This window comes from Candidatus Avelusimicrobium aviculae, assembly GCF_949292495.1.
In the GTDB taxonomy this organism is placed as follows: domain Bacteria; phylum Elusimicrobiota; class Elusimicrobia; order Elusimicrobiales; family Elusimicrobiaceae; genus Avelusimicrobium; species Avelusimicrobium aviculae.
Window position 1 is genome coordinate 1 of sequence record NZ_CASEZB010000032.1, and the last position, 18,201, is coordinate 18,201.

Genomic DNA, 18,201 nt, shown 5'->3' on the forward strand with positions numbered 1-18,201 from the left:
TGCTTCCGTTTGACACGAACCCGTTAGATGTAAGGGGACGCAAATGACAGGTAGTGGAAACTACTTAAAGTAGTAGCTAGTAGAGTGAGGGCTATGCCCGTATTGTGAAAAACCCCCGGCTACGCCGGGGGATATTTTTTTTATTGGGATAAAGCTACAATTTCATCCACTTAAATTCAAAGAATACTATTACCGAGAAGAATAGCACCGGCCCCCACCCGGCTAAGAACGGGTTTAAATAGCCGTTTTGCCCAATGGACGTACCCATAGAAATCAGCCACCAAAACACAAAGGCAATAACCAAGGAAGCTAAAATATTTAAAATTTTGCTTTTGCGCCGCATGCTGATGGCAAAGGGCATGCCCAGCAAACACATCACCAGCGTTACAAACGGGGTGGCCAGTTTAGACTGGCGGGCCGTTTCCGCCTCATAAGAGGCCAGGCCGCTTTGTTTAAAAAAGCGGATGCGCTTAGTTAAGTCTCTTATACTTAGTAATTTGCTGTCTATGCGGTTGACGGACATGTCTTTCGGGTCTGTGGACAGCGGCGCGGTGGCGGTGGTGAAAGATTCCTCTTTGGTATCCATTTTGTCTATGAAAGTGCGGTTTGTCCCGTTTTTAAAAATCCAGCTTTTTTGTTCCGGGTCCCAAATCATGGCGTCCGCCACTATTTGGTTGGAAATATTCCATAAAGAATCATACGTGTCTATGGAAATGTTTTCCATTTTGCCGGCGCTTAAATCCACTGTTTTGGCGTAAAGCATTTGACGGGGGGAAATTTTCATGGCTACATTATGCTCCACGTTTATACTAAAATCTTGCCGGGGTTTAATGCGGGTATAGTAAATGGTTTCCGCTTTTAAATTAAGCGGAGGAACAATAAATTCCTGCACCAGCATGGTCAGGCCGCCCACAATCAAAATACAGCCCATAATGGGGATAAATAATTGTTTGGGGGAAAATCCTCCCGCCACGCAGGCGGTCCATTCCCCGTTGGATATCATTTCCGATATTACCGATATGGCCGCCAGCAAGCACGCCACCGGCATAATGGTGGCCAGCCAGTTGGGAAACATCGCCGCCGAGTAGCTGAGCACAGCCCCCAATGTGGAATAACCGTTATTGAGGGTTTTTAATTTTTCAAACGTGTCTCCCAGTACCACCAGGGCGGTAAATACCCCCATGGAGAATAAAAACGGGGCCCAAAATTTACGGGCGATATAAAAGTAAATACGCGGCATTAAATGTTAAGCCTCTTTTTCCATAAATATTTAGCAACTACCGCGCCCATAAAATACGGCAGACACGGGGATATGTAAGATAAGGCCGCATATTTTTTACCAATGCTAAGCCCCAGCGTCATTAATAAATAAAATGAAAAAATGATAACAATACTAAATAACATGCCCCAACCCTTGTTGGAGCGTTTTCCCAGCGAAAATCCCAGCGGACAGCTGACCAGCAACATCAAAATAGGGGATAGCGCCAACACATTGCGCACGCTGATTTCCGTGCGGAATTCGTTTAGCGTTTCGTCCGGCAAGGATTCCGAACGTATGCGGCGAAGCAGTTTAGTGGTGGTCTGTTCAGACACCCTTTGCCTGCGCTGGCCTGCTTTAGTGAGGGCAATGCTCATGGTGTAATTATCAAAATTAGCGGCAATAATAGCGGTGGGGTCTTTGGCGTCTATACGCTGCATTTGTCCGTCTTGCAATTGCAGGCCGATGGCCGTGTCGGTTAAAATAATTTTTCCTCTGGAAGCGTTTACTTTGGTGCTGAGGGCTTTGTCGTCAGCTTTGTTAATTAAATGGATTTGGCGGGCTTCTTCTGTTTTTTCGTCTATTTCTTCTAAATATAAATCCCATTCCCCCAGGTCTATAAACATTTTTGGCTCTAAGGTTACTTTGGTAATTTTATTGTAGGCTTCGTTGCGCAGGTCTAAAAATTGCCTATAACTGCGGGGGGCGCCCCAGTTGCCCACCAGCAACAAGATGACGGATAACCCCACCGCGCAAATCATGAGGGGGCGTATAATTTCCCGGAAAGAAAACCCCGCCGCCCGCAACGCGATCAGCTCTCCCTGTTCGCTCATGCTGGTAAGCGTAAGCAAAACGGCTATTTGAAATGCCATGGGCGCGCTTAAAGAGAGAATAGTGGGCAAAATATTTAACAATGATGATATGATCCACCCCAACCCGGTTCCATATGCCATGGCCATATTTACCACGCGGATAAAATAATTCATAAAAATTACCAGCGTCAAAATACTTACCACGGACAGGAAAAACGTGATTAAAGTTTTTGCGATATATCTTGAAAAAATACCTATGCGCATATTATCTATTTTAACAAATTATCCCGCGCGTTCGGGATAAATAGGTCTTATGGCCTAGGGCGGATAGGTCCAAAGGCTCTTTTTTGTTGGGTGCCAGGGTGCTAAGCTATATAGTATGAGAGTTTATTCTTTTGCGCGCGTTTTAGCGCTTGTTTTGTATGGGCTGGCGGTGTTGGGGCCGGGGCTGCATGCCCAGCGTTTGCCTAAAAAGGCGTTTAAGCAGTTAACTAAAAAAGCGGCAAAAGGAGCCCAAAAAGCGGCGCGCGCCGCCGCTGTGCGCGCGCAGGCGGCCGCGTACAGAGCGAAGTTGGCTGAACAACTTGCACATGCCCCGTATGATATACAAAAGGTGAAAGCCAATATTAAAAGCGCCGTATTTTTTATGTATACGCCTTTGGTGCAAACCAGCGGTTTCTTTTTTGAAGAAAATTATTTTGGAAAACGCTTGGTATGGGCGGTCGCTCCGGCGCATGCGGTGGGAGAAAAATTTCCTTTTTTTGCCGCGGAGTATGTGGGTTTAGACGGTGAAATCCACCGCCGGGCCTTTCGTATTATGGCTTATGGCAGCAGCGGATATCAAAATTATGATTTTGCCTTAGCGCTTGTGCCGGAAGAGGTGAAAAAAGAAGTTTTTGCTTTGCGTCTTGCGCAGGAAAAACCCAAAAAAGGGGATAAGGTTTCTTCTTTCGGTTTTTATGGGCTGGACGAAACGGCAGAATTTGCCGGCCCACCTAAGGAAAATGTTGGCCGGGTAATTGTTTCCATAGATAACAGCCGCATTACCACTTCTTATCCTTTTGGAGATCAAGACCCCGCCGGCGCTTGCGGAGGGCCCTTGTTGAACGAAGCCGGGGAGGTGGTTGGCATACACAGCGGAAGCAACGGTAATGCCAGCTGCAGCTTTGCGGTGGAAGCTCCCGGCCCGGTGCGTGAGATGTTGGCCGATTACCATGGAGACCGGCAGCTCCTCAGACCGGTTGTATGGAAAGGCCAGCTGATTCTTCAGCTTACCTCTTCCCAGCGCATCAGCCAGGTGGAAGTGGTAAGAAACGGGCGGATAGTGGCGCAAGTTTTTTTAACAAAGAGGGAAACCCCTTTTGACTACGCATTTTTAGAAAAATTATTTCCGCAGGCCCGGCCAGGTGATAAAATCCGGCTGGTAGTAAAAGACCAGCGCCTGTCGGAATCGGAAGGTGTGGAATTTTGGGTGGAATAAGGAGATACGCTATGTCGTTTCGTAAACTGGCGGTGATTTTTCTTTCCATGCTGCTGTGGCAGGCGGCGGCGGCTCAGTCCCGCCCGGAAAGCTTGTGGAAACAGCTGGTGAAAAGTCTGGCCCGTTCAGAAGAAAGGCAAAACCGCGGGGCCCAGGCTCATTTAGAAAAAATATCAAAAGATGCTGTTAAAGGCGCCCAAACAGGCAAACTCTCCCGGCTGCTGGGTTGGCGGGCTTGGTTGAGCGCAACAAAACTTCGCCAACAAAAATTTGAAAAAGATATACATTACAGCGTGTTTCAAATTTTGGATGAGGACAAACAACCTTTTGGCACTGGTTTTGTGTTTATTCGGCCGGACGGTTCAGGCCAGATATGGGCGGCCGCCGCCGGACATTTGACTAAGCAAATAGAGCAAAAAGTGCCGGTTCGTTTTTATATAGGAGAAGGAGATTATCTGCCTGCATTTTTTATAGTAAGGGCCCGGGGCTCGGTAGGATTGCACAACCCGGATATGGTGTTAATGGAAGTGCCTGTTTGGGTGCATAAATATGTTAAACCGTTGGAAGTAGACGCTCAGCCCGTACACTTGGGGGATAGAGTGGATTCTTATGGTTACCACGGGCCTTTTATAGGAAGTCATCTGATTAAAACGGCGGACCGGAAAGTCATCTCTTCAGACGGTTGGCAGATACGCACCACCTATAATTTTGGCAATAAAGACGGTATAGCCCAAGGGGCATGCGGCAGCCCGGTTATTAAAAAAGGCAAGGTGGTGGGGCTGCACATAGGCAGTTACTTCGGGAAATACAGCTATGTATTAAATTTCTCGCGCGTGTCCCAGTTTTTGTTTGACCAAATGGAGGGGAACCCTTCTTTGGTCCGAAAAGTGGTTGTGAACGGGCATTATATCACTTCTTTAACGTTAACCCAGCGCGTAAGTGATGTGGAAATTTTTAGAAACGGGGAGAAATGGACGGAAATTTGTATTACCCAACATCCGGAACCGGTGGATTATGCGCATTTGGAGCGTACATTACCCGCTTTGCGTCCTGGAGACCAGCTTCGTTTCCGTATTACGACGGACGGGCAAGATAAACGGGATTTTATCACCTACACCTTACAATAAACTATGAAACAGGTATTCTTCTTGCTGATATTCACTTTTTGCATGCCGCTTGGCGGCTGGGCTCAGGGCGCAAAGCCGGCCGGAGCCTTGGTTAAAAAATTACAAACCGTATTGGAAAAGCGTTTGCGTAAAGCGGTGATGGCCAGCCGCAAAGAGTATCGCTCCTTGCTTTTGCGCCACCCGTATGACGCACAACGGGTTCAGACTTACATTCGCCAAGCTATCGTGCAGGTGGTGAATGTGGCGGACGGCTCTTTTCATTCCAGCGGTTTTGTGTTTGAAGAATTTTTTAAAGGGAAGCGCTCCCTGTGGGTGGCGGTGCCGTATCATACCAGCGGCAGTGCGGGAGAAAAGGTTTATGTGCGTTTTTTTGATGAACAAGGCCATCCTTTTGTGAAAGATTTTACCGTGGAACAGGGGGGTGGCTGGGGTATAAATAGTTTAGACGTATCCTTGATCAAACTGCCCGAGGAATTATGGGGAAAAGTTTTTGCGCTGCGTTTGTCTGACTTGGGTGCCAAAACGGGGGAAACCGCCCAGGTGTATGGTTTTATGTGCGCGTTTAAAGAGAGATGTTCCCCGGATATATATGCCAGGAAAATAACCGATGTGACCGGGTTTAGAGTTACCGGGGATTATCAGCTTCCGCCTGCTCCCAGCGGGTTTTGCGGTGCGCCGGTGATCGGCCGCGGCGGATATGTGCTTGGCATGCATTGCGGAAGCGAAAAGGGAAAACAAACTTTTGCCGTATCAGCAAACGGTATTAAGGAATTACTTCGTTATTTTTATTTTGGCAGAGCTTCCCAGCCTGTAAAAATATTGGGGAAGACGGTATTTGAAATAGAGCCGTTTCAGAGTTTAGGGGGCGTTTCTTTGAAAAGGGCCGGCCGCTTGCTGGAAAGGGTGGATATGGACCATTTCAAAGCGCCTTTTACGTATGCCAGAGTGGAAAAGATTTTTGTTACAAGCCATGTGCAGCCGGGGGATGTGGTGGTTTTTGAGGTGGTTTCCCACGGCCGGGTAGATAAGGTAATAGAATATCAAGTGAGAAAATAGCAACATGAAAATTTTAGCGTGTTTATTTTTTATTTTCTTATGCAATTTCGCGGTTTGCGCGCGGGCCCAATCCGGCAAACAGTTGGTTAAAAGTTTGCAAAAAGCGGCGGAAAAATCGGTGGGGGCCGCCCGCGTGGCGGCGGGGAGTGAGGTTCAGCATGCTATGCGCCGTTTAGAACAGCGTGTGGCGCGTGGCGCGGCAAATTCCCGCCGGCAGGAGATTGAAAAACATATCCGCCAGTCCATTTTTCAAGTTATCGTGCCTGAGGATGGTTCCACCCGCGGTTCCGGTTTTGTTTTTGAGCGGGACGGACAGATTTGGGGAGTGGTGTCTTACCATGTTTCCGGGCGGGCGGGCAATCGCCTTAAAATGCGCTTTTACCGGGAGGACGGCACCCCTGTGTTGTATTTTGGATATGTGGAGGCGTCAGGTTCATATGGTTTTAACGGGGTGGATGCCGCTCTTGTTTCATTACCCCCGGAAGTAAAGGAACATGTCAGGCCGCTTGTTATATCGGGGGAAAGCGCCCAAAAGAATACGATGGTGGACTCTTTTGGCTTTCCGGATTCCGGATTCCGTCCCAAAGATTACAGTAAAAACGCCGGCAGGCGCATATTAGATGTATGCGGATACAAAATTATTACCACCTTGCCGCCTGTGGGCCGGGGCAATGGCGCTTGCGGCGGCCCGCTGCTTAACGCGCAGGGGGAAGTGGTTGGCATTCACAGCGGAAGCTTTCAAGGCAAGCTGGGCTTTGCGGTAGACGCCAAAACGGCCATAGACGATTTGTTCCTGGCTATGGAAAACTGGGGAAAAGTGTTTAAACCCTTGGTCTTTAACGGGGTGGAAATTACGGATATTAATATAAGCGAAAATATTGGTTTGGTGGAGGTCCGCCGGGACGGCAAAGTGGTTTTCAGCCGTGATTTTAAGCAATATCCCGGTTCGTTGGATTACGCGCATTTGGAAAAGGTAATACCCGCCCAAAAAAGAGATAAAATTTTTCTGTTTTTGCAGCAAGGGGCGCAGGAAGTGCGTTTAGAAATGTACGAAGTAAAGTAGAGCTGTTTTTTCATGAATTTAATCCCCCTTTTCCAGGGGGATTTTTTATGCCCAAAACACCGGGCTAAAAAAAGGCAAATATTATAGAATAAAAAATGAGGTATTTTGCCCCCATGAAAATCCTCCGGACCTTTCTGTGCCTGCTTTTGTGCACGCAACTTATACTTCCGCCTGGTTTGAGGGCGGAAGACTTGCCGTACAGCCTGGTGGACAAAAACCAATATGATATCTTCGCGCAAGACCAAGAGGCCCAGCGTGAAAAAGAATTAACCGTGGAGGAACCCACCGATGACGCCCAGCTGCTTAAGTATTCCGATGAGTTCTGGCGCCAGGCGGTAACCTCCGTGGAAGGGGCCTACAAGCTGGATAAGGATCCCGAACCAATACCGGATTTAACCCTTTTAAACCCTACGCTTTCCCTGCCTTTGTATGGCACCAGCATCGCCCTTACCGGGCGTTATGTGCTGGGTTTTAAGATGGAAGCCAAACGCTATAAAGAGGACGATAATAACACCACCGAGGAACGCAACCTGCGCAGTAACACCATGTTGCAGGAACTGCAATTAAAAATGCAGGGTAAAATTTTAGACCGCGTTTTTGTGGATATTGACTATGATGACCAACGTGAAGAAGAAAAGACCATCTCGGTAGCGTACCGCGGCAAACCGGGGGAATTTGTACAGCTGGCTGAATTCGGGGATATTAATTTATCCTTGCCGGAAACAGAATTTATTGCTTACCAAAAGCAATTGTTTGGCGCGCAGATGCACCTGCAGTATCAAGATTTAAATTTAAGACTTATCGGCTCCCAAACCAAGGGGTCCAGCAAGCAAAAGCAATTTATCGGCAGCAGCGTGCTGGAAATTAACTCTTTGTCAGACGCGGACTATAAACGCCGCACTTATTACGATTTAACCTTTGGCGGAAACATTAAAAAAGATACGCAGGGCCGCCTGCCTACCGGCTTTTATACGGACGCCTACCAACAATGGGCCGCCGTTATGGGGAACATATCCCCCGGCACGGAAGAAATTTATTTAGACGCCAACAGCACGGATTATGACTTTGTGCCTATTTCTAAAACCGCCTCTGACGTATTGGGCGGAGGCAAGCGCACCGCTAATTGGCGTTTGCTTACCCGCGGTACGGATTATACGGTGGACTATGCCAGCGGCATTATTCAGTTTAAACGCGCCATCACGGCGGAAAGTTTTATAGCGGTGGACTATGTAAGCACCACCGGAAACCGTTTAAGCCAGGTGATGGGGGACGCGGGGGATATTAAACTAATCAAGACAGAAAACGAAAAGCCCGTTGCGTTTACCTCTAATGAAACCTCTTACCAGCTGGAATTAAAAACATATTACGCTTTGGGCGCCCAGCAAATTACACGCGATAATGGAAAAGGCAATTTCCTCCTGCGCGTGATGGATGCGGCCGGGCAGGAAATTTCCTTGCCGGTGGACGGCGGCGGCACGCTTACCTATCCCAGCAACATCATTATGGATTTTGACAACGGGGTGTTTTATTTGGAGCGCCGCTTTGCCGACAGCACATTGTATAATACCACGCCGGTGTCTTCTTACAACCGCACGTTTAAAGTGGAGTATACCTCCAAAGTAAAAACGTATTTTATTGAGTCCAACATCGTTATTGAGTCTGAAACGGTTAAATTAAACGGCAAAACGCTTACCCGAAACAATGATTATTATATTGACTATACCTCCGGCTTTATCACTTTTTACAAAGGAGATGATATAACGGATTCTTCCGTTATAGATATCACTTATGACACCGTAACCGGAAGCGGTTCCAACACCTCTGTTATGGGCGGCCGGTTAGACTATAAGCTGTGGGATAAAATACAACTGGGCACCACGTTGCTGAAAGAAGGGGGCGATAAACCCACCACCGTTCCGCAAGTAGGCAATTACAGCAAAGATTTGTTGGTGTATGGGGCGGATATCAACGGGAAAGATATTAAACTTTCGGACAAAGTATCGGTGGATTTCGGGGCGGAGGTGGCTGAGTCCCGCAATAATCCCAACCAGTTTGGGTATGCCATGGTGGACAGCATGAACGAAACCAGTGTGCAAACGGGCGGCTCAAAAGTGTTTAGAGACTGGCTTATAGCCTCCAACCCCAGCGGCAAAGCGGCGTTTTGGGGTTCTGTGGCATGGGATACACAGGATATTCCCACGCTGGAGGTGAACCCTAACTCCGTAAGCAACTACAATGACAAACAACAGGTTTTGATTATAAATTACGATTTTACCAAAGCCGCAACCACCATTAATCCGGATACGGGAAAAAGTTATTTGGAAGACGGGTATGATGAGGTCTCTATCGTCTATCCGTTAAGCACCAGCGGGGTGGATTTGTCAGACAAAACTTCTTTTGATTTAACCATGCGCGGGGAAACAAACGGCCCGCAGTTAAACGTTACTTTTGGTAATATCAGCGAATATTCAGACAATAGTTCCGGTATGTATACCCAGTGCAGCAGCGGCAGTTTGGTGCCTAAGACGGAAGATGTCCAATGCCGCAACAGCCTAGCCCCCAATGAGGACATCGGCTGGGAATATGAAGACCCGGACGGCACCCTCCACCGCTATAACCCGTTTGTGAATAACGTGTATAACCCGGAATCCCAGCCAAACGGCCGCATAGATACGCAGGATTTAAACGGCAACGGCCAGTTTGACGCGGAGGAAATACCTACATTGGGTAACTTCGGTTTTGCCCAGGGGGAGGGTTCCATCGCGGATAACGACCAATTTTCTTGGACGGACAACCGTATTAATTTTGACAGCTGGCAAACCTTTGTAACACCCTTGGACATTGCAGACGTAAAAGACCAGTGGACGGCTGTGCGCCATTTGCGTATTACCTTAAAAATGACCGATGAAATGCGCACCGCCGGTAAATATAAAGGGCAAATTAAAATTGCCAACGTGGCTCTTTCCGGCACGGCTTGGAATACCATGGAAAACAATGAAGACAAACGCATTTTAGTAACCGGTATCAATAATGTGGATAACGCCAATTACGAGCCTATTTTTAATGATATACACGGGGACGGCTTGGAAGTTTTTAATTATTTGTATGGTTCCATCGGCAACTTGAAAAAAGCGACTGATTCCGTAAACGCCAAAGACCAGTCTTTGGATATTGAATTTAATACCTTGGGCTTAAGCCCGGTACCGGATGATGCCACCGATGAACACCCGGTGGGGGAATTATACGCCAGCCGCAACTTTTCCAGCATGGATTTTACCCAGCATAAAGAATTTCGCTTTCTGCTGCATAGTGAAGAGTCTAACGCCGGGTCTGAGTTTTTCTTAAAAGTAGGTACGGAAAATAATTACGATAAAGTCATTGTCCCCGCCGGGTTTGACGGCTGGCGGTTGATTTCCTTAAAAATGGTGGATACAGACGGGGACGGCATTGCCGATTCTTTTGAAAACGCTTCTAAAGAAGAATACAACGTACGCGTGGCCCGCCACCGCGTGCCGGGCGGGGTGATGAATTTTAAGAAAGTAAGTTTAATTATAGCCGGTATGCAAAAGGACGACAGCCCCGTTCCCGGCGTACAGGGCGGGCATGTGTGGTTAAATGTTATTCACTTGGCGGAAACCATTATTCAGCACGGGCAGGCCTATACGGGCAATGTAGCCGTTAAATTAGATGGCTGGGGCAGCGCCGGCGCCAAATACAAATACCAAGACAGCAATTTTGAAACGCCGCTTACGGTTTCCAAAAACCAGGAAAAGACGGAAGAAGAATATTATTTGAAAGTAGACAAAGTAGAAGAATTCCCCATGGAAGCTACTTTAACCCGCAGTACGGTGGTAACCCCCAATATTGAAGACAGCACAGACTATAACACCATTAGTTTGTTGGATAAAGGCAAGGTGGAGCGGGAACGCGCCGTGGTGCGCGGTGATTTTATAAAAGAAAATATGCCCAAAGTAGGTTTGGAATACACCATGGACCAAACGGATTATGACCTTCTGCAACGTAAAGACGACGTGCATACATACGGCGTTACCGTCAGTCATGAAACGCAAACCTTAAAAAGCGTGAACGCCGGGTATTACTTTACCAATACCAAAATAGATTATGCCAAAGACATGCATGCGGAGTCCGTCAATAATTATAACACGGATGAGGACACCCAAAAACTCAATGTAAAGGTGAATTATCAGCCTACGAATAACTTTAACTTTGTTCCCAGTTATAACATTACCAAAAGTACGGAAGAACGCTTGCGTTATGAAAGCGGGGAAGCGCAAAACTTTAAATATCCCAAAGCCATGAATCAAAGCACCGGCTTTACCAGCACCTGGAAGATGGCCTCTTGGTTGGCTCCCTCGTTTAGTTACAATATCTCTACGATAGAAAATAACAATCTAACCGCCAAAACGGTTGCCGCAAACGGGCAAAAAGAAGATGTGGGGATAGGAGCGGTAAAATCCATTAACCGTAATGCGGACGGGGGCGTTGCTTTAACTTTAAACGGAAACGAACTCCTGCCCAACAGCAAACTGTTTAATACGTTTGTAATTTCCAATTCGTTCCGCATACAGGACGCGGACAGCTGGAATGACGTAGACAGCGGTTTTGATTCCCGTAAAGAATTATGGATTCGCGGTTCCATGGGAGATGTGGGCCGCTACGGGTATTTAAGCTCTATGACTTTGCGTGATACGTTTACCTCTTCCCAGCGCTGGTCTCCTTTTGCTAAATATGAGTTAACCGGCATGGCTGCCCCGCTGCAAACGGTTTCCCTGATTAATAACTTCAGTTATACCACGCAAACCAATAACCAAACGGGGACGGAATATGACTCTGTCAGCCAAACCTTGCCGGATTTGGTCTTTTCCATCAGTGATTTGGAAAAATTCTTTTACGCCGGTTCTTGGCTCAGTTCTTCCAACTTAAAATTGCGTTACAGTTTAATTACGCAAACTACCGAACAATCCCAAGACGGTTTGGAAACCCAATACGGCGGGGATTTGCGCTTTATCTTGTTTAATTATTTTGATAACGTGTTAAACTTTACGCGTAAAAAGTCTGACACGCAAGACTTGCGCGCCGGCACCAATTTGGAACGCTATGAAGATGAAGATTTATCCGTGCAGACGTCTTTTTATATCGGAAATTTACGCTTAACGCCTAAACTCACCTACACTTCCCATGATAAATGGCTGGTGGGCAAACTGAGCGAAAGCACCACGGAAACCATTCCCAGTTTAACTTTACGTTGGGACTTTAACCTCCCCCGTGGGATATGGCTGCCTTTTGTAAACCGCAATTATAACGCCACTAACCGCGTGATTTGGAATACCGTGCTTAGTTATACGGATAAATCTTCCCCGGTGGAGGTGACCGACAATTACGAATTGTATGATATTACCACCTCGCTGGATTATGAAATGTCCCAAAACTTGCGTTTTAACGTGTCGGGCGGATACAGTATTTTAAAACACGCGTACGTAGCCACGGAAGATTACGACGCTTATAATTTTTCCGCCAACATTACCGTACAATTTTAATATATGGGTGTTTATGCATCGCGCGAAACGGCTGTTTGTTCAAACTGGAAAATATATCTTGCATATACTGTTTCCTAAAACCTGCTTTTCCTGCGGGGCGGATTTGCCGTTTGGGGAAGATTTTCCGTTATGCGCTTCGTGTTTTTCCCAAATACAATGCCCGGGGCCTCTTATTTGCCGCCGGTGCGGAACGGTCCTTCCCGCCGGGGGAGCGCATTGTGCGCGCTGCCGGGGAAGCAAGGCCAAAACGTTTAAATGCGGCGTCATACGTTCGGCCTGGCTGTTTGGCCCCCAAACCCAGGCGTTAATCCACGCGTTTAAATACCAAGGATACAGTTTCTTGGCGGAGTTTTTAGGGGAGCGCATGGCGCAGGAGTTTATAAAATACCCGGAGCTAACACCCATAGACTGGGTGGTTCCCGTTCCGCTTCACCCTAAAAAACGGCGTATGCGCGGATATAACCAGTCCCAGCTGTTAGCGGAAAGTTTCTGTAAGCGCACGGGTCTTTCCCTGCGCGGGGAAGTATTGCTTCGCCAGAGAGACACGCTTTCCCAGGCGCATTTAAAGAGGCAGGAGCGCCTAATCAATATGCTGGGGGCGTTCGCCGCATTGCCGGATGTAAAGGGCAAGCGCATTTTACTGATAGATGATGTGGCCACTACCGGGGCTACGCTGGAAGGCTGTGCGGCGGCCTTAAAGCAAGCCGGGGCCAAACAGGTAATGGCTTTTACCTTAGCCCGTGAGCCGTAATATTTTAGTGCGCAAATAAAAACCCCGCCTTATGGCGGGGTTTTTTATTCAGATGTTATTTATTGGCGCCGCAGCATTTTTTGTATTTTTTGCCGCTTCCGCAGGGGCACGGGTCATTACGGCCGATTTTGGGCCCCTCATGCACCACGGTTTCCACTTTTTGCACTTCGCCGTTTTGGTTTTGAAATTCGGCCTTATGGGCTTCCATCCATTTCTTCATGGCGCGTATGCTTTTAAAGTCTACGCCGTCTTTTTCCATGCGTTTGGCAATATCAATAAAGCGCTGTTTAACAGCCGGGTCCTTTAATTTGCTTTTAAACATGGCCGGCAGAGAGTCCAGCTCTTTTTCCAGGCGTTCCTCTATGGATTGCTTCGGTTTTTTGGGGGCCGCTTCCGCCGTTTGGGCTGGCTCGGCCTCTTCTTGTTTTTTAAACGGATTCCACATATAAATTAAAACTCCTTATTATTTTTCGGAAAGCATTTTTTCCACAAAATTTTTAATAATTTCCGCTTTTTCAAAATAATGTTTTTCCCGCGGGACAACCAAACGGTTGGGGTGTTTTTCCCAAATTTTTAAAATTTTGTCGTCAATTTCAAAAGCCTGCTGCAGGTTTTCCGTACGCACGTTGGTGGCTTGATAGAAATCTTTTTCCGGCGGCGGGGAGAGGTGCAGCACCGCATCATAGCGGGCCAGTTCCGCTTCCAGCGTGGTGTTCATGGCTTTAAAAAAATCTTCCGGCCCTTTCGGCCAGTAGACGGCGCCGTCTATAGAGCCGCGGTCGCACACGATAATGTCCGCGGCGGAGGTTACCTGCGCCAAATGTTCCAGCTGGTGTACAGTGTAAAAAATAATGTTTTGCGCGTGCTCAATGTGCAGGGGGCTGTTGTCTTTGCGGGGGAAACCGCCGCTGTAAATAAGGGTGGCCGCTTCCTGCACCAAGGCAATCTTATTGCCGAAAGTTTCTTTTAAAATAGACAGGGCGGTTGTTTTCCCGCCGCTGGGGCCGCCTGTTAAAACGATTTTCTTTTTCATAGAAGGTCCTATTTTTGAATTAATTTTTCTACAAAATTTTTAATAATTTCCGCTTTTTCAAAAAAATGTTCCGTCCCGCCCACAATCAAACGGTTGGGGTGGTTTTCCCAAATTTTTAAAATTTTGCGGTCAATTTCAAAAGCCTGTTCCAAATTTTCCGTACGAACATGGGTGGATTGGTAGAAAGCCGGGTTGGACGGCGGGGACAAATGCAGTACCGCGTCGTAACGGGCTACTTCGGCCTCTAACGTGGTTCCCATGTGTTTGAAAAAATCTTCCACTCCGCCCGGCCAGTAAACGGCGGCATCCACGGTGCCGCGGTCACAAACGATGAGCTTCGCGTCAGACGTTTTTTCCGCCAGGCTTTCCAGCTGTTTGGTGGCGTGGAAAATAATGCGCTGGGCGGCTTCTATATGCGGGCGGCTGTTGTCTTGCCGGGGAAAACCGCCGCTAAAAATCATGGTGGCGGCTTCCCGTACCAGTTCCACTTGGGGGCCGAACGTTTCTTTTAATACAGACAGCGCCGTCGTTTTCCCGCTGTTTGGCCCACCGGTTAAAGCAATTTTTTTCTTCATTTGTTCTCCTCAGCCTGGGCTTCTTTTTCTTGGGAAGCTGTATTGGCTTTGGCTTTTTCATCCGCTTCTTTGGTAGCCCGGTCCAGCTCTTTTAAGTACAACGCTTTTAATTCGTCAAACTCTTTGCGTTCTTCTTTACTTACGGAACGGGTTGCATTGTTGCGGTTCTTCATCTTTAAAAAGTCTATAAATTTATTTTTGTATTTAATGCGGAAATCCAAATGCGGCCCGGTGGAAAGCCCGGTGGAACCCACATAACCGATGGTTTGCCCTTGGGTTACGCGCGCGCCTTTTTTAATGCCTTTGCCAAAGCCTTTTAAATGCCCGTAAGAGGTAACATAGCTGTTGGCGTGTTTGATTTCCACGTAATTGCCAAAGCCGCCTTTGCGCCCGGCGTAAGTAACGGTTCCATCCGCCACCGCGTCTATGGGGGTGCCGGCGGGGGCGGCGTAGTCTATGCCCAAATGCGGGCGGCGGATACGCAAAATGGGGTGTAACCGCCCATAGCTAAAACGTGAGGAAATACGGTAACTGCGAAAACTGATAGGCGCTTTTAAGAACATTTTTTTGCTTACTTTGCCGGTTTCATCGTAAAATTCCCCGTTAAAATACAAGGCGTAGGTCAGGCCGTTTTGTCCTTTGTAATAAGCGGCCAGCAAGTCTTGGCTGGTGATGGTGCCGTCCGCCGTGTAGTTTTCTTCCCACAGGGCGGCGTAGCGGTCCCCGTTTTGGGTTTCGGAGTTGAAGTCCATCGTCCAGGAGAAGGCGTCCGTAAAATCCACAATCAGCGGTACGGTAGCCCCTTCTTTAAGCATGGAATTAAATAAAGAGCCTTCCACTTCCCCGGCGGCTGTTTTTACGCGGGTTTTTATTTCCACGTCGCTCACGCCGGAAATAAGCGTTCCTTCCAAATTAGCCACATAGAAATGCTTAAACCCTTGGTTCAGCAAAAGCATATTAAAATGGCCTTCCTGATCAGTGGAAATAGAGTAGGTATCCCGGTTTTGCAGGCGGCGGGTATCGGTTACTTCGTTTAATTTATTTACAATTTCAAACACTTCCCGGTTGGAAAGCCCGGCATCTTGCAAAGCCACAAAAATGGGTTTTTGTTTAACGGTAAATTCTTCTACGGCTATTTGTTTTTCCTGCAGGTTGATTAACTCCTGCTCGTTCTTTTCTTTGGTGATTTGAACGGCAAGCACCGTCGCCAGCGTAATGACGGAAAGGGTTAAAAAATAAAACAGCAAGTCATGGTAGCGGCGGTAATGTTTATTAAAAAAATTAAGAAAGCGCAATTTGTTCATTTGGTTTATTATATACAAAATGCAGGGCGCCCCGGTATGGGTACGCCCTGCAAGATTGAGTTATTTTTGGTCTTTTAAGTAAGAGCACAAGGCAATGGCGTTGAGCTTTACTTTGGGGTCGTCCGCGCGGGAAGGCAAAATCACCGGGATTTTGGGCCCCACCAGTACGGCGGCCGCTTCCATGTCTTGCCCAAAGAAAGCCAGGGCTTTATAGAACGGGTTGGCGGCGTCTAAATCCGGCAGGACCAAAATATCCGCGTCCCCGGCCACTTTTTTGCCGGAAATGCCTTTTTCGGCCGCGCGTTCGGCGGACATAGAAATATAAAAATCGTACGGGCCTTCCACCGTACAGCCGGTAATTTTGCCTTCAGCGTTCATTTGGGCCAAGGCGGCGGCGTCTACCGTGCTGGGGATTTTTTCGTTCACTTTTTCCACCGGGCACACAACGGCTACTTTCGGCTCGGCCAAGCCCAGTTTATGCATGGTGTCCACGGCGTTTTGAATGATTTTTACCTTTTGTTCCAAGGTAGGGGCGATGACTACGGCGGAATCCGTTACCGCAAACGGTTTTTTGTATTTAGGCGTGCTGAATAATACAAAGTGGGACAACAGGGCTCCTTCCGGCACTAAATGGGCTTCTTTATTCAAAATGGCTTTCATGTAATATTTGGTGTCTACCAGCCCTTTGATTAAAAAATCGCCTTTGCCGGCTAAGATTTGGTCTACCGCCAGTTTGCACATGGTGGGAACGTCTTCACAGTCAATAAATTCAAATTTTCCTTCCGGCAGGCCGGCTTCTTTTACCATGGCTTTTACGGCGTTAATGGGGCCGATTAAAATACCGTGGGAGATTAGGCCGTTGTCGTCCGCCATTTTAATGGCCTGCAGGGCCTCTTTGTTGTTGGCGCCGGGAACCACTACCCGGTTGGATTTGCCTTTTACTTGGCTGATTAAGTCAGCGAAACTGTTGAATTTCATTTTTTATTCTCCTTACTGTTGGTACAAATATAAATTATACGTAGCGTTTCACCAGGGAAGGGTCCTGCAAGGCGCGCTGGGCCGCTTCGCGCAGGGCTACTTTCTCTTCACTGCCGGGGAAGACGTACAACGGGGCCAGCCAGCCCACATATTCCCCCAGCTGCTGCGGGATGGTTTTACTGTGCATCAGCCCGCCGGTCAGCGCGATAAAGTCTATTTTCCCTTTTAACACCACCGCCATAGCGCCTATGTATTTGGCTATTTGGTATACCATGGCATCGCGCGCTTCCTGCGCTTGTTCCCGCGTGCAAAAAATCATGGAACCGGGGCGTTTTACGCCGGTGCGGATAAACTCTTCCAAATCTTTTACGTCCGAGGTGCCGGTATACGCCACCAGCCCGCCTTTGCCGCGCAGTTTCAGTTTAATGTCGCGCTCAGTATATTTGCCGCTGAAGCACATTTGCATCAGCCCCGCCGCCGGCACGCCGCCGCTTCTTTGGGGGGTCATGGGGCCGTCTCCCTCGTAGCCGTTGTTCACGTCTATCACGCGGCCTTTGCAGTGGGCACCCACCGTAATGCCGCCCCCGCCGTGGCAGATAATGCAGTTTACATCGGTGTATTTCTTGCCCATTTTTTCCGCAATCATGCGGGCCACACGTTTTTGGCTTAACGCGTGAAAAATGGATATGCGCGGGTTTTCCGGCATGCCGGAATAACGGGCGATGGGCTGTAATTCGTCAATTACCACCGGGTTGGCGATAAAGCTGGGGCAGTGGGCTATTTGGGCGATTTCATGCGCCAAAATACCCCCTAAATTGCTGGGGTGTATGCCTCCGTAGGTTCCGGCGCTTAAATCTTTTAACATTTGCTCGTTTACTTCATACACGCCGCCGGATACGGACTTAATAAACCCGCCTCGGCCGATAACGGCGTTAATTTCTTCCAGCGGGATATTGTGGTCTATTAAATAATCTAAAATTAATTTTTTGCGAAGGGGCAGCTGTTCAATAACATTTTTGCCTTCGTAGGGTTCCAGGTCCGTCATAGAGTAACGTACCGTTACCTCAAACACGGGGGTGTTTCCGCGGTAGTAGCCTATATCGTCCGAGGTAGACCCCGGGTTTATCACTAAAATATTGTAATCCATAAAAACGGGCGGTGCTCCTTTTCTATATTTTAACAAAATATAGGGGGCTTGGCTTTAAA

General features: G+C 47.9%; 14 protein-coding genes. 6 read left to right on the plus strand and 8 right to left on the minus strand.

Translation table 11 applies throughout. From position 1 onward, the window contains the following. Window positions 1–154: 154 nt before the first annotated feature. On the minus strand, window positions 155–1,240 hold the full coding sequence (locus ACQY33_RS06825; RefSeq protein ID WP_428075221.1) for an LptF/LptG family permease: 1,086 nt from the start codon (window positions 1,238–1,240) through the stop codon (window positions 155–157). Then, entirely contained in the window at window positions 1,240–2,334 is a 1,095-nt protein-coding gene (locus ACQY33_RS06830; protein WP_428075223.1) for an LptF/LptG family permease, read from the minus strand. The genes ACQY33_RS06825 and ACQY33_RS06830 overlap by 1 nt, the downstream gene beginning before the upstream one ends. Before the next feature lie 115 nt (window positions 2,335–2,449). On the opposite strand from ACQY33_RS06830, the gene ACQY33_RS06835 reads away from it, so the two are divergent. From ACQY33_RS06835 to ACQY33_RS06860, 6 genes are all read left to right on the plus strand, one after another. After that, window positions 2,450–3,550 (plus strand): hypothetical protein, encoded by a 1,101-nt coding sequence (locus tag ACQY33_RS06835; protein WP_428075225.1) that lies wholly within the window; start codon window positions 2,450–2,452, stop codon window positions 3,548–3,550. Between the two features lie 11 nt (window positions 3,551–3,561). Beyond that, window positions 3,562–4,677 carry a hypothetical protein gene (locus tag ACQY33_RS06840; protein ID WP_428075227.1) on the plus strand — a complete coding sequence of 372 codons (1,116 nt, stop codon included), beginning with the start codon at window positions 3,562–3,564 and terminating at the stop codon, window positions 4,675–4,677. Window positions 4,678–4,680: 3 nt separating this feature from the next. Then, complete coding sequence (locus tag ACQY33_RS06845; RefSeq protein WP_428075229.1) at window positions 4,681–5,733, plus strand: hypothetical protein; 1,053 nt, start codon at window positions 4,681–4,683, stop codon at window positions 5,731–5,733. A 4-nt stretch (window positions 5,734–5,737) separates the two neighbouring features. Beyond that, a complete protein-coding gene (locus ACQY33_RS06850) occupies window positions 5,738–6,796 on the plus strand; it encodes a hypothetical protein (RefSeq protein WP_428075231.1) in 1,059 nt (352 codons plus the stop codon). Window positions 6,797–6,972: 176 nt separating this feature from the next. Continuing rightward, window positions 6,973–12,354: a hypothetical protein gene (locus tag ACQY33_RS06855; protein ID WP_428075233.1), complete on the plus strand. Its 5,382-nt coding sequence runs from the start codon at window positions 6,973–6,975 to the stop codon at window positions 12,352–12,354. A gap of 13 nt (window positions 12,355–12,367) precedes the next feature. Further along, window positions 12,368–13,105 carry a ComF family protein gene (locus ACQY33_RS06860; protein WP_428075235.1) on the plus strand — a complete coding sequence of 246 codons (738 nt, stop codon included), beginning with the start codon at window positions 12,368–12,370 and terminating at the stop codon, window positions 13,103–13,105. Window positions 13,106–13,160: 55 nt separating this feature from the next. On the opposite strand, the gene ACQY33_RS06865 is transcribed toward ACQY33_RS06860, so the two are convergent. The 6 genes from ACQY33_RS06865 to buk are packed head-to-tail and all read right to left on the minus strand — an operon-like array spanning window position 13,161 to window position 18,142. Further along, window positions 13,161–13,550, minus strand: coding sequence for an SEC-C metal-binding domain-containing protein (locus ACQY33_RS06865; RefSeq protein WP_428075237.1), 390 nt, complete (start codon window positions 13,548–13,550; stop codon window positions 13,161–13,163). Window positions 13,551–13,568: 18 nt separating this feature from the next. After that, on the minus strand, window positions 13,569–14,138 hold the full coding sequence (locus tag ACQY33_RS06870) for an ATP/GTP-binding protein (RefSeq protein WP_428075239.1): 570 nt from the start codon (window positions 14,136–14,138) through the stop codon (window positions 13,569–13,571). 8 nt (window positions 14,139–14,146) lie between these two features. Beyond that, on the minus strand, window positions 14,147–14,713 hold the full coding sequence (locus ACQY33_RS06875; protein WP_428075241.1) for an ATP/GTP-binding protein: 567 nt from the start codon (window positions 14,711–14,713) through the stop codon (window positions 14,147–14,149). Continuing rightward, entirely contained in the window at window positions 14,710–16,017 is a 1,308-nt protein-coding gene (locus ACQY33_RS06880) for a peptidoglycan DD-metalloendopeptidase family protein (RefSeq protein WP_428075243.1), read from the minus strand. Before ACQY33_RS06880 ends, ACQY33_RS06875 begins: the two co-directional genes overlap by 4 nt. 60 nt (window positions 16,018–16,077) lie before the next feature. Beyond that, window positions 16,078–16,995 (minus strand): phosphate acyltransferase, encoded by a 918-nt coding sequence (locus ACQY33_RS06885; RefSeq protein ID WP_428075245.1) that lies wholly within the window; start codon window positions 16,993–16,995, stop codon window positions 16,078–16,080. A 34-nt stretch (window positions 16,996–17,029) separates the two neighbouring features. Beyond that, on the minus strand, window positions 17,030–18,142 hold the full coding sequence (buk, locus tag ACQY33_RS06890; protein WP_428075247.1) for a butyrate kinase: 1,113 nt from the start codon (window positions 18,140–18,142) through the stop codon (window positions 17,030–17,032). Window positions 18,143–18,201 lie beyond the last annotated feature (59 nt).